This window comes from Brevibacillus sp. JB24b (genome assembly GCF_051713385.1).
Lineage (GTDB): Bacteria > Bacillota > Bacilli > Brevibacillales > Brevibacillaceae > Brevibacillus_B > Brevibacillus_B laterosporus.
On the sequence record NZ_JBNVQV010000001.1, the window covers coordinates 5,162,629 to 5,174,908 of the forward strand.

General features: G+C 40.4%; 12 protein-coding genes. 8 read left to right on the forward strand and 4 right to left on the reverse strand.

Features of this window, described 5'->3' with window-relative positions:
- Nucleotides 1-123: 123 nt before the first annotated feature.
- From ACQV1I_RS24105 to ACQV1I_RS24120, 4 genes are all read right to left on the reverse strand, one after another.
- Nucleotides 124-1,617, reverse strand: a complete 1,494-nt coding sequence (locus ACQV1I_RS24105) for a DEAD/DEAH box helicase (RefSeq protein ID WP_094700111.1) — start codon at nucleotides 1,615-1,617, stop codon at nucleotides 124-126.
- Between the two features lie 43 nt (nucleotides 1,618-1,660).
- On the reverse strand, nucleotides 1,661-2,272 hold the full coding sequence (locus ACQV1I_RS24110; protein ID WP_116333554.1) for a class I SAM-dependent methyltransferase: 612 nt from the start codon (nucleotides 2,270-2,272) through the stop codon (nucleotides 1,661-1,663).
- 163 nt (nucleotides 2,273-2,435) lie between these two features.
- Nucleotides 2,436-2,993, reverse strand: a complete 558-nt coding sequence (locus ACQV1I_RS24115) for a GNAT family N-acetyltransferase (protein ID WP_094700113.1) — start codon at nucleotides 2,991-2,993, stop codon at nucleotides 2,436-2,438.
- Between the two features lie 204 nt (nucleotides 2,994-3,197).
- Entirely contained in the window at nucleotides 3,198-3,341 is a 144-nt protein-coding gene (locus ACQV1I_RS24120) for a hypothetical protein (RefSeq protein WP_161555061.1), read from the reverse strand.
- An 842-nt stretch (nucleotides 3,342-4,183) separates the two neighbouring features.
- On the opposite strand from ACQV1I_RS24120, the gene qoxA reads away from it, so the two are divergent.
- From qoxA to ACQV1I_RS24160, 8 genes are all read left to right on the forward strand, one after another.
- Nucleotides 4,184-5,146 carry a cytochrome aa3 quinol oxidase subunit II gene (gene qoxA / locus ACQV1I_RS24125; protein ID WP_018671130.1) on the forward strand — a complete coding sequence of 321 codons (963 nt, stop codon included), beginning with the start codon at nucleotides 4,184-4,186 and terminating at the stop codon, nucleotides 5,144-5,146.
- Between the two features lie 26 nt (nucleotides 5,147-5,172).
- Nucleotides 5,173-7,116, forward strand: a complete 1,944-nt coding sequence (qoxB, locus tag ACQV1I_RS24130; protein ID WP_438769902.1) for a cytochrome aa3 quinol oxidase subunit I — start codon at nucleotides 5,173-5,175, stop codon at nucleotides 7,114-7,116.
- Complete coding sequence (gene qoxC, locus ACQV1I_RS24135; RefSeq protein WP_018671132.1) at nucleotides 7,113-7,709, forward strand: cytochrome aa3 quinol oxidase subunit III; 597 nt, start codon at nucleotides 7,113-7,115, stop codon at nucleotides 7,707-7,709. Before qoxB ends, qoxC begins: the two co-directional genes overlap by 4 nt.
- A 1-nt stretch (nucleotide 7,710) precedes the next feature.
- Nucleotides 7,711-7,995: a cytochrome aa3 quinol oxidase subunit IV gene (qoxD, locus tag ACQV1I_RS24140; RefSeq protein ID WP_018671133.1), complete on the forward strand. Its 285-nt coding sequence runs from the start codon at nucleotides 7,711-7,713 to the stop codon at nucleotides 7,993-7,995.
- 248 nt (nucleotides 7,996-8,243) lie between these two features.
- Nucleotides 8,244-9,194: a mannose-6-phosphate isomerase, class I gene (gene manA / locus ACQV1I_RS24145; RefSeq protein WP_018671134.1), complete on the forward strand. Its 951-nt coding sequence runs from the start codon at nucleotides 8,244-8,246 to the stop codon at nucleotides 9,192-9,194.
- A 113-nt stretch (nucleotides 9,195-9,307) separates the two neighbouring features.
- Nucleotides 9,308-9,979, forward strand: coding sequence for a response regulator transcription factor (locus tag ACQV1I_RS24150; RefSeq protein WP_018671135.1), 672 nt, complete (start codon nucleotides 9,308-9,310; stop codon nucleotides 9,977-9,979).
- 8 nt (nucleotides 9,980-9,987) lie between these two features.
- Nucleotides 9,988-11,409, forward strand: a complete 1,422-nt coding sequence (locus ACQV1I_RS24155) for a sensor histidine kinase (protein WP_094700119.1) — start codon at nucleotides 9,988-9,990, stop codon at nucleotides 11,407-11,409.
- An 84-nt stretch (nucleotides 11,410-11,493) separates the two neighbouring features.
- The gene (locus tag ACQV1I_RS24160) at nucleotides 11,494-12,279 is read left to right on the forward strand and encodes a DUF3919 family protein (RefSeq protein WP_094700120.1); all 786 of its coding nucleotides are present in this window, start codon (nucleotides 11,494-11,496) and stop codon (nucleotides 12,277-12,279) included.
- Nucleotide 12,280: the final 1 nt, after the last annotated feature.

Consider the following 12,280-nt stretch of genomic DNA (forward strand, 5'->3'; position numbering starts at 1 on the left):
TTTATATAAGATACTTTGTAAATGTTTATGTTTACTATATATTGCTTTGGCTTTTGATTTCTTGCTTTATCCATATAAAAAGCTGTTCAGCAATATGACCGAACAGCTTTTTTACCCTCTATATTATTTGGTTCTTGTTCTTCTTTTAGCGGAAGCTGACCGCCCTTGACCCGCTAAGCGGTTTGGCTTGGCTCCTGATTTGGTTGGAGCTTTCATTCCAGATCGATTTGCTCCTGATTTTGTCTCCTGACGTGCACCTAGTCTTGAGCTTGGTTTTTTTGGAGCCCTTGTCCCTTGCTTTACTTCAGACTTTTGTCCCGATCTCGTCTGATTATGCTTTGCATTGCCTGATCTTGCTACCGACTTAGATCCAGCTCGTGATCCTGTTGACTTCTCGCGGTTGCCGTCTCTCTCTTTTGACTGACGTCTATTCTGTGACCGCCCTGCCTTCTTGTCTGCCGTATATCCAGCTTCTTCATCACGAGAAATCTCTTGAGAATAAGAACTACCATATGTCTCTTTTTTCAAAGACTGACCTATACCCTTTTCGATCATATCTAAAAACATGCGGTCTTTAGGAGCAACAAACGTGATCGCTACCCCTGTACCGCCAGCTCGGCCGGTTCTGCCAATTCGATGTATATAGCTCTCTACATCATGCGGAATGTCATAGTTAAACACATGCGTGACCCCTTCAACATCCAAACCACGTGCGGCCACATCCGTTGCCACCAAAAATTGGAGGCTGGCCTCCCGGAATCGTTTCATTACTTGTTCGCGTTTGGCTTGTGATAAGTCACCATGGAGTTCGTCTGTTGCATAACCGAATCCTCGCAGGGCTTCATTTAAAGTAGTAGCTCTCCGTTTGGTTCGACAGAAGATAACCGCTAAAAAAGGACGGCATTCATCAATAGCCTGACGTAAGGCAGCTTGTTTGGCCCGATCAGTCGTCTCAATCACTCGCTGCTCTATGTTGGCTACCGTAACCCTGTCACTCTTTGCCTGAATAGTGACAGGCTGTTGCATAAAACCCTTTGCTAGACTTTGGATTTGCTTGGGCATGGTCGCTGAGAATAGTAACGTCTGTCTCGTCGGCGACGTAGCTCGGATAATCTCTTCCACCTCGGGTAAAAAACCAAGGTGCAGCATCTGATCAGCTTCATCAAGAACCAGCTGAGATACCTGTGAGAGCTTGATCGTACCTCGACGCATATGATCAAGCAAGCGACCAGGGGTAGCAATCACGATTTGTCTACTGCCTCTTAATTTCTTCAGCTGTCGCTCCACATCTTGACCACCATAAATAGCTAGGACCTGTACGCCAGGCTGTGTGAAAATGAGCTTGTTCACCTCAGCAGTAATTTGTAGGGCTAGTTCACGGGTCGGCGTCACAATTAGTGCTTGTACATCCGGGTTTTCAGGATCAACCATCTGTAAAATAGGCAAAACAAAGGCTAAGGTCTTGCCTGTGCCGGTCTGTGCCTGTGCGATTACATCTACGCCAGTTAATACCACAGGAATCCCTTTCTCCTGAATAGCAGTAGGTGAATGTAATCCGTTCTGTTGAAGTGCTTTTTCTATTGAAGCCTGAATTCCTAATGACTGAAACTTTGGCAAAACCGCCACCTCTTCCTGTTACCAATAACAAACCTTTAGATTATCACTTTTTGCAGACAGCTATTCCAATAAAATAGCGAACTTTGTCACGCGGTTTCTCAAACGTTAATCCACGCTGATAATAAATTTCCACCTCAGAAAAGCGAACAAATAGTTGCTCAAATTCCTCAGCAGTCAGCTGGTGAACATGAAAAGGCTCACTAGTTGGCATCCCTCTTCCTCTACCAAATGGACTAGAAAGGACTAACGTACCCCCGGGCTTTAGCATGTTATATATATTTTCCATAAACAGCTGATCATCTGCTACATGTTCAATGGTTTCAAAGCTTAGAATCGTATCAAACATGCCTAATTTTTCTGGAAGCACCGGATCGAGCGCATCATGCTGTAAGTACGTAACCTTTTGATGATTGTACTCACGATTTGCATAAAATAAGGTCTCCTGATCTGCATCTACACCAATCATCTCTGTCACTTCTCGTTTGCGTTCCTTCACAACCATGTGACACCCATACCCAGTACCACAGGCGATATCTAGTACTCTCCCCTGACAATACGGGGTGGAAAAATAATACCTCGCCAAATGCTCCAATAGCATTCCATTCATCGGCTTGAGCAATTTAGGAATAATACGTTCTCCTGTCCATTCTAACAAAATCTAATCACCTTCTATATCCGCTTCTTGTTGCTTCCTATTATACAGATGCCATAACAATAAAAAAAACTGTCGCTTTTGATTATTATCATCACAAACGACAGATATAATAGGCAATAACTTTATACTAATCTATAATTTTTATCTAAAAATTGATTTATGTTTACTGATAAATCATGCAATACTGCTCTACCTGACTCTCAGGCAAAGGAATTACTTCGATTGTGGTGAATTGATATCGCTCATATAAAGCAATGTTATGAGGGTTTTGAGTTTCTAGCGTGCATACTATGTTTCGCTGATTACATTCAGCTAAAAGAGGCTTCATGATTTTACTCACATACCCTTGACCGCGAAACTCTGGCTGCACTACTAGCATATCCAAATGAATATACACTCGTCCCTCAAACATTGACAACCAAGCAGAGCTCATACAGCGTAGAATAGCTACTCCCCGCCAAAATCCCCTCAGTCCAATATACTTACTAGCTTTCAGCGACTTTACGATAGCTAGACAGATATCCCACATATATCTGAATCTAGGCAACGCCTCTGCCTTTTCCGATCTGTATACTAATGCAACAGCCTCCAATCTATCGGAGGTCGCATATAAATCGGAGTAATCATACAGCATGGTAACATAGTTTTGGAAAAAGATCTGTAGAACATTCAGTCTTGTAGAACTGTCAGGCAGGATATGCTGATACAGCGGGTCCTCCATAAACCCTTCTGCTAATACATTCGCTGCTCGGCCAATCTCGCTACGTTTTAATTTAACTATGTGCGCGCTACAAATAGTTCCACCCCATTGAATAGTTTGTAAGCTAAGCTGTTTAATTGCTCATTAGCTTATCCTTCAATGGTACAGCTTGGGCTAGAACGTCGTCAAATCGAGTAGGTAGCGTGACGCCAAGACATTGTACGATCATTGTGTTACTGCATCAATGATGTTAAATTGTTTCACACGGTCTCCTAGTGTAGTTACTCTATAGAAGATATCATCCCGGCTAGCATCGTACTCTGTCTCGTCCCCACCCATCATATATTTTGGCACATTGCTTACTTTCAAAGCCTCCTCCCGTTAACCTGTAATTTGGTTCATCATAAGGTTTAGTCGAAACCTATCAGAAATGTTACAAAAATTTTTTCTATTTGATTTTTGACAGAGAAATCATCAAAATTCTTTCTTTCCTAAAAAACACCAGAAACATATTTGTACTTTTTTTCACAAATCAAAAATGCCAAAAATGACATCAAATTGATACAATTCGTGGCGAATTTGTGATTTTTTTAACATCCAATGTGTAATAGCCCCATCTCTACCACAATCAGGTGCTTGCCATTTAGGTAAGAAAGCATAAAATGAAGGTTGGGCAGTAAGCGCTTTTACTTTTTCGAGGTAGATGGGAACATATCAAAATTATTTTTATGCTCATAAGCAGATTGTCTAACATATTGCCAAAATTGTTAGAGCTTCAAAGTAGGTATTTTGCACAAAGCTGTTTCCACAAAAAAACCGTATTGAATTAACTCAAAAATGATTCTATGCTGTTATTTTTAACATTTGTGCAATATCCCAATATGGTTTATTGCATGAGGCTTTCTTATTTTCAATCACCATTGATTTCACACCCTAGGAGGTCAACCATGATTCATTTCATACTGAACAACAAACCACAACTTATTCTACATGGCGTATGCCTCACCTGTAGTAATCCTTCCTTACGTTTAAGGCGTTCCATTTAACATTCCGTATAAATGAAGTCTATTAATACCGCTAGGAACCCTATTTTTATATGTGGTTTCGTATTGAAAGTAATCTCATAGAACATTGGTAAACGACTTTCACCTAGGGCAGAAATCCTCCCGTCTTCCTTCGACTAATACACATCTCAGAGAAAGGGGTCACTTATGAGACACAAAGGGTCGTTTCTTTTCATGTTTTTTTGTCTTGCTCTTTTATTATCCGGTTGTGAGCCATTAATGGTACTTGATCCAAAAGGACCTGTTGCCAAAATACAATCGGACACCATTATTTTTTCTATGTGGGTTATGGCTGGTGTATTGTTTGTAGTTTATGTTTTGTTTGTTTACATGCTAGTTAAATATCGCGCTACCAAAGCGAATGAGGGCTATGAACCTCCTCACGAGGAAGGTAGTAAACTACTAGAAATTACATGGACAGCCATTCCAATTATCATTGTAGTGATTTTGTCAGTTATTACTGTAAAAACACTGGATCAAGTGGAAAACAAGCCAGCAGGTTATGATGATCAAAAGCCAATGATCATTTATGCTTCATCTTCTAACTGGAAATGGCATTTTAGTTATCCTGAGGAAAACATTGAGACGGTTAACTACCTTAATATCCCTACAAACCGTCCGATTGAATTCCGTCTGTATTCGTATGGACCAATCACGAGCTTCTGGATTCCACAGCTTGGTGGTCAAAAATATGCGATGTCCGACATGGTTACCAAATTACATTTTGCCGCTGATCATCCGGGTTCGTTTATGGGTAAAAACTCTAACTTCTCCGGTAGAGGGTTTGCACAAATGGAATTTGAAGTACTAGCAATGTCACCTGCTGATTATTCAAAATGGGTGGATGAAGTAAAGCAAACGGCTCCTGCATTGACAGAGCCTGAATTTGATAGCGTGCTTGATATGGAGCATGTAGGAAGAAAAACGTATTCTTCCACACACTTAACATTTAGACCAGCGCCTGAGGGTGCCCATGGTGGTCATAATCATGGAGGCGGAACAACAACTGAATCGGAGCCAAACTCTTCTTCTGAGCACTCTGGGCATTCAGATTCTTCTTCCGAGCACTCCGAGCATTCCGAAATGAATCACGACCAGCATAAGAAATAACTAGCTCAGAAAGGAGTCAAATCGGTATGAAATGGGACGAATTTTTCGTTACAGGTGAACCGATGATCTATGGCGCTATGGCAAGTATTGTCCTTGCCACGTTCGCTATCATTGGCGGTTTAACCTACTTTAAAAAATGGGGCTACTTGTGGAGAGAATGGCTCACTACAGTTGACCATAAAAAAATCGGTGTTATGTACATCATTGCTGCTCTACTCATGCTTTTCCGTGGTGGCGTAGATGCTGTAATGATGCGTATTCAACTAGCTACACCTGATAATACCTTCTTAAATTCGCAGCATTATAATGAGGTTTTTACAACACACGGAATTATCATGATCCTATTTATGGCGATGCCGTTTATCATTGGACTCATGAACGTTGTTATTCCTCTACAAATCGGTGCTAGAGACGTAGCATTCCCACGTCTTAATGCCGTTAGTTTCTGGCTGTTCTTTGCAGGTGCAATGCTATTTAACATCTCCTTTGTTATTGGTGGATCACCTGACGCAGGATGGACTGCTTACTTCCCGTTAGCAAGTAAAGAATTCAGTCCTACAGTAGGTAACAACTACTATTCCATTGCCTTACAAATTGCGGGTATTGGTACACTGATGACCGGTGTTAACTTTACCGCAACCATTTTGAAAATGCGTGCTCCTCGCATGAAAATGATGGACATGCCGATGTTTACATGGTCTGTTCTTATCACCTGCGTTATCATCATGTTTGCCTTCCCTGTTTTAACAGTAGCGTTGGCACTAATGATGTTTGATCGTCTATTTGATAGTCAGTTCTTTACAATGGCTAATGGCGGGATGGACATGCTATGGGCCAACCTGTTCTGGATTTGGGGTCATCCTGAGGTATATATCGTTATTCTACCAGCGTTCGGTATCTATAGTGAAATCATCGCTACTTTCTCCAAAAAGAACCTGTATGGTTATACTTCCATGATTGTCAGTATGGTGGCTATTTCCTTACTTTCTTTCGTAGTATGGGCTCACCATTTCTATACAATGGGTCACGGCAGTGCGGTGAATGGGTTCTTCTCGATCACCACAATGGCCATAGCAGTCCCCACAGGGGTAAAAATATTTAACTGGCTCTTTACACTGCGTAAGGGACGGATTCAATTTACAACACCAATGCTCTATTCGCTAGCCTTTATCCCGATCTTTACGATTGGTGGGGTAACAGGTGTTATGCTTGCAATGGCCAGTGCTGACTACCAATACCACAACACGATGTTCCTAGTAGCTCACTTCCATTATGTGTTGATTCCAGGTACGGTGTTTGCGGTTATTGCGGGTATGTACTATTGGTTCCCGAAAGTCTTTGGTTTTAAATTGAATGAACGTCTTGGTAAAATCAGTTTCTGGGTCATTGCTATTTCCTTTAACGTGACATTCCTACCTCTATTCTTCCTAGGATTGAATGGAATGACGCGTCGTATGTACACCTACTCTGCTGGAACTGGCTTTGGTCCACTAAATATGATTGCTACCATCGGGTCAATTGGACTAACGCTTGGCTTTATCTTATTGGTTTACAACATCTATTGGAGCTGCCGTTACAGTCCACGCGATTTAAACGGAGATCCATGGGGTGGACGTACGCTAGAATGGAGCACACACAGCCCTGTACCTGAGTACAACTTTGCTGTGATGCCGAATCACACTGGTCGTGACTCTTTCTGGTTTACGAAACAGAAAAATCTACCGATGTTTACAGATAAAATTGAACCGATTCATATGCCAAATAACAGCGGCCAACCGTTTATTCTTGGTATAATCTTCTTCTTCTTTGGATTCTTCCTAGTATTTAGCTGGTGGACTCCTGCGATTATCTCAGGAATTCTTGTGATCGTCATGCTAGCTGTTCGCTCGTTTGAACGAGATCATGGCAGACACATTCCCGTTAAGGAAATCATCGAGACTGAGGAAAGATTGCGGGGTGATCGTGTATGAAAATAGATAAATCCCTTCCGCTTGAATATCGTACGGAAGAGAATCAATTAAAGATTTTTGGATTCTGGTTATTCTTAGGTGCCGAGATTGTACTGTTCTCTACCCTATTTGCCGTATATTTTACTTTGTGGCAACGCACGGGTCACGGCCCTACAGCGTCTCATCTTTTTGAACTGAATGGCGTTATGATCGAAACGATTCTCCTATTAACCAGTAGTTTCGTTTGTGGATTAGCTATTCACAGCATGCGTCTTGGTTTTAAAAAGCCTACATTAGTCTTTTTACTCATTACCCTTTTACTAGGATTAGGCTTCCTAGGTGTTGAGATTTTTGAGTTTATCACTTACGTTAATGAAGGTGCTACCCTGCAAACCAGTGCTTTTCTATCTAGCTTATTTGTTTTATTAGGCACGCACGGAGCGCACGTTACCTTTGGTCTATTATGGGGAATTGGAATCATCATGCAGATGAAGCGTGAAGGTCTAAATGAGATTACAGCAAATAAGACTTTCATCTTCTCCCTATACTGGCACTTCCTTGACGTTGTCTGGATCTTCATCTTCAGCTTTGTCTACTTGAAAGGATTGATGTAATATGAAACAGCTATTCCCGATTCGTCACGTCATGGGATATATCTTTTCCCTCATCCTTTCACTGGTTGCCTTAGCCGTCGTTTTTTGGGACATGTCACCAGTAGTAGGAATGACCATCCTGTCGGTATGTGCGATTATTCAAGCGTCCTTGCAGTTGTTTGTCTTCATGCATATCAATGAAGAAAGCTCAACAGCAAACTCGCTATATATTAATGTTGGTTACGCCCTGTTTGTAGGCTTAGTCACCATTTTTGGTACTTTATTCACAATGATTTGGGGATATTAATTCTATCCCTACAGAAAATAAATAGGTGCTAGTTTACTGGGTCAGCGTGCAGAAATAACCAATTTCTGTACGCTGACCTTTTTTTGTGTAAAGAAAAACTAGAAGGATTTACCCCACAGGATAGGTTTACCTATGATAACTTACCTACATTTCCTTAAAATAAGGTTGTTCCTTTATATTTTTTTTGTATAATGAAGACTGTTATTTAGCTCAAGAAATACGATATGTTAGCGAAAAGGGTGAACATAATGAATATACAGCCGCTATTTTTACAACCTGTTTTTCAAGAACGCATTTGGGGTGGAACAGCCTTACGTGATCGCTTTCCATACAATATTCCTTCTGACAAAACCGGTGAATGCTGGGCCATTTCTGCCCATCCAAACGGTATGTGTGTCGTTCTAAACGGTCCTCATACAGGTAAAACGTTAGCAGACCTTTGGGAGAACAACCGAGAATTATTTGGTCATCACCAAAGCGAAAAATTCCCACTGTTGACCAAAATTCTTGACGCCAATGATGATTTATCTGTTCAAGTACATCCTAATGATGAATATGCCCACGAACACGAGAACGGTGAGTATGGAAAAACAGAATGCTGGTACATCATTGATTGTGACGAGGATGCTGAGTTAGTATTTGGTCATAACGCAAAATCAAAAGCAGAAGTAGAAGAGATGATCATGGGTGGAAAATGGAATGATTTCTTGCGTAAAGTAAAAATCAAACCAGGTGATTTCTTCTATGTCCCTAGTGGAACGATTCATGCCTTGTGCCAAGGAACACTGGTGCTAGAAACACAACAAAGCTCTGACACCACTTATCGTGTGTACGACTATGATCGTGTGGATGATCACGGAAAAAAACGCGATTTGCATCTAAAGAAAGCAATTGACGTAACAACGGCTCCACATGTTGATACAAATCCAACGATTACCGTACAAAAAAACGAAGATGCTACCATCACGACATACGTTACGAATGAATTTTTCTCTGTATACAAATGGGAAATCAATGGCACGGCAACCTTTGAACAAGATCAAGCATTCCTTCTAGTAAGTGTGCTAGATGGTGCAGGTACCCTTGAAAAAGATGGAGATTCTTTTGCATTAAAGAAAGGGGACCACTTTATCCTTCCAGCTAAGTTTGGGGCTTATACGCTATCTGGCTCCTTAGAAGTAATGGTTTCTCATCCATAAATAAAGAAATACATGAAGCAAAAAGTAGCCTGTAGGATAACTAGGCTACTTTTTGGCTCTTATTGATACTACTAGTGAATTCTTGCTTACCCTTCACTGGAGAGGAGATTGCTATGAAGGTATTAGTTGTGGACGATGAAAATAGTTTACAAAATCTGATGCGCCTGACATTAGAGATAGAAGGGTATCAGGTACTAGTGGCAGCCAATGGAGAAGAAGCCCTAGCCCAATGGGAGCAACGACCGGACATGATTATCTTAGATGTGATGCTTCCTGACATAGATGGCTATCAACTATTGCGGGAATTCCGTGAGAAGGATAGCGACATTCCCATCATCATGTTAACGGCTAAAGGGCAAATTAATGATAAATTATTAGGCTTACAGCTTGGTGCTGATGATTATATCACCAAGCCCTTTCATAGTACGGAGCTTCTGCTTCGAATCAAAATAATTGAACGACGTTTGGAAAAAATGAAAGAGAAGCCAGATCATGATAATGTAAAAATTGATCGCTTTCTGATCCACCCTAACGAGCGAAAAGTATTTCTCGACGGAAACGAAATAACCTTAACGTACAGGGAATATGATTTATTGTTTTTGTTACTAAAAAATAGACAACGCGTATTTACACGTGATGATCTTTTAATGAAGGTTTGGAAGTTCGAATATCCAGACAATACACGGGCTGTTGATATCATGATCCAACGTTTGCGCAAAAAACTAGGTGCATACGGAGATAAAATTAAAACCGTATATGGTGTAGGCTATAAAATTGATTGTTAGGTGAGGGTATGACACTTAAAAAAAACTTAAATGTAATGATTCTGGCTATCTTAATTCCTGTCATGCTCTTGTTGTACGTTGTCTTGATTGTTACGTTACAGAAAAATGTTTTTACAAATGCTGTTACCTCTTTCCAGAAGCTAAGTGTAGAGGCACAAATCTATAGCATTAACTATGTAGAGCGAGAACAATCGGAGGTCACTGTTACTTTGCAGAATGGTGCCCCTCTAATCGCTTCTTATTTGTCTAAACGCTTAGGGACTCGTACACAAATCATCGGTATAAATAGTGAAGTACTAGCTGATACACAACGAACAGCTTTTCCAAACTTAAATCTCGATATCGTTCAAGCATTAGATGGTAAAAAAGCATACATCATAGAAAAGTCCACATCAGCACCCGTATTGCTATTCTCTAGTCCGATTTATGTACACGGAAAAGTAATAGGTGTGGTTCGCTTTATTCATAAGCTTGAACAAGAAGACTTATTAATTAGCAACTTCAATAAAACATTTATTATTTCTTGTATTCTCATGTTTGTTGCTGTGGCGCTCTTTGCCCATAGATTTGCGATTTCTTTGAGTAGACCGATTGAGAAATTACGCGACATGGCCCAACAATTATCAAATGGAAAATACCAATGTAAAATCGAGCTACAGGACTATGAAGAGATTAAACAGCTTGCCCAATCGTTTAATGTGATGGCCCATGCGATTGAGCTACACATAACTCAGCTTCAAGAGGAAAAGGTAAAACAAAAGGATTTTTTAGATCGGGTCACCCATGAATTGAAGACACCGCTTACTGCCATTATGGGATACGCCAACTTGATTCCTCGATTAGAAAATAAACAAGACGTGAAGGATTGTCTGAGGCACATCTCTATCGAAAGCGAACGGCTACTCGCACTGGTAGAAGAATTGCTCAAAACCTCTAAGTATGGAAACAGTCAGTTTAGCGTCTCACCCACGATATGCGATATTCAACCGATTTTAAAAGAAGCCATTTTTATCGTCCAGCCAAGATTGAATAAATACAAGATCACGATTCATAATCATGTCGAGTCTGTCAGAATAGTAGCTGATCAGGATAAAACAAAGCAGATTTTTTTAAACCTATTAGATAATGCGATCAAGTATAGTGACGCTTCCTTCCTTGATTTTCATGTAGAAATAGCCGAACACAGCTTAACCCTTGTCATACACGATGATGGTATTGGAATCAGTGAGGAATTGCTCGACCAAATAAAACATGCTCCACCAAATGAAGCCCTTCTGTCTAGTTTCGGCAACGGATTCGGTTTATTACTATGCCGGGAACTTATGTCAAAACAGGGCGGAAGCATGGATATTACTTCTGATGAAATGACCGGTACGACAGTTCGTTTAGTTTTCCCTACTCCAGCCGGATTGGAACATATCACCAAGTGAAACCGCTTAAATAATACATTTACGAAACAATTGAGATGTAATTCCGAAATAATCGTTGGGTATCTTATGAGGAGAGCAAGAAACATGAAAAAAATATTAGGACCAGCTTTACTTTTCATCATAATGCTTTTACTTTTATCTTCCCTTGGCTACTCATTGCAAGAAAGTCTATATCGTAAAGTAGTCGTGATAGAAGATAAAAATGAAGTGTTGAAAAAAGTAAGCGATTCCTTACCTGTGGAAGCTATCATTAACCACGAAAAATGGGGAGTCGTAAACATTACTGATGAGGTTTTGCTATACTCAATCATTTCTTATATTGATCTCATTAAAAAAGAAAATGATCCGCTCGTTGTTTCAGGAGATAAGAGGGTGACTATGTTCTCTGGCAAGATTCGTTACCTTAATGGAGTTGAGCATTCATTTCAGTTAGAAAATGCTTTTACCTTCGATGAGCTAACGTATGGTCAGCAACATGATACGCCTATTTTATCCGCTTTTCGGACACACCTGCTTCGCTTGTTCTATTCATCGAACCAGTTTGCTGATTTTACACAAAAGGCTAAAGACGTTTTTGTCAAAAAAACGGTTGCCGATTCTGGTAAACGCATTCATGAAAAGGTTTTCTTAACAGAAAAACTAAGGCAAGCGTACGAAATTAAAGATACGTCCGAAATTCAGCAGCTCACCTTCCAGAAACAGCAGCCGCTCGGTATCATCACCGTCTATAAGAACGGAAAACAGAAAAGTAATGACCGCAACGATATTCTAAATTTTATCGTTTATGAGAAATACTTTATTGTCCAGTATTTAGGCGATGATAATGGAAATTCCATTTATATGACAGGGCGTTTAGCAGAACTCTTATAAA

Coding starts and splice junctions, on each gene's coding strand:
- ACQV1I_RS24115 (WP_094700113.1), bottom strand. CDS start 2,993: ATGGAGGACCCGCTGTATCAGCATATCCTGCCTGACAGTTCTACAAGA.
- qoxA (WP_018671130.1), top strand. CDS start 4,184: ATGAGACACAAAGGGTCGTTTCTTTTCATGTTTTTTTGTCTTGCTCTT.
- qoxB (WP_438769902.1), top strand. CDS start 5,173: ATGAAATGGGACGAATTTTTCGTTACAGGTGAACCGATGATCTATGGC.
- qoxC (WP_018671132.1), top strand. CDS start 7,113: ATGAAAATAGATAAATCCCTTCCGCTTGAATATCGTACGGAAGAGAAT.
- qoxD (WP_018671133.1), top strand. CDS start 7,711: ATGAAACAGCTATTCCCGATTCGTCACGTCATGGGATATATCTTTTCC.
- manA (WP_018671134.1), top strand. CDS start 8,244: ATGAATATACAGCCGCTATTTTTACAACCTGTTTTTCAAGAACGCATT.
- ACQV1I_RS24150 (WP_018671135.1), top strand. CDS start 9,308: ATGAAGGTATTAGTTGTGGACGATGAAAATAGTTTACAAAATCTGATG.
- ACQV1I_RS24155 (WP_094700119.1), top strand. CDS start 9,988: ATGACACTTAAAAAAAACTTAAATGTAATGATTCTGGCTATCTTAATT.
- ACQV1I_RS24160 (WP_094700120.1), top strand. CDS start 11,494: ATGAAAAAAATATTAGGACCAGCTTTACTTTTCATCATAATGCTTTTA.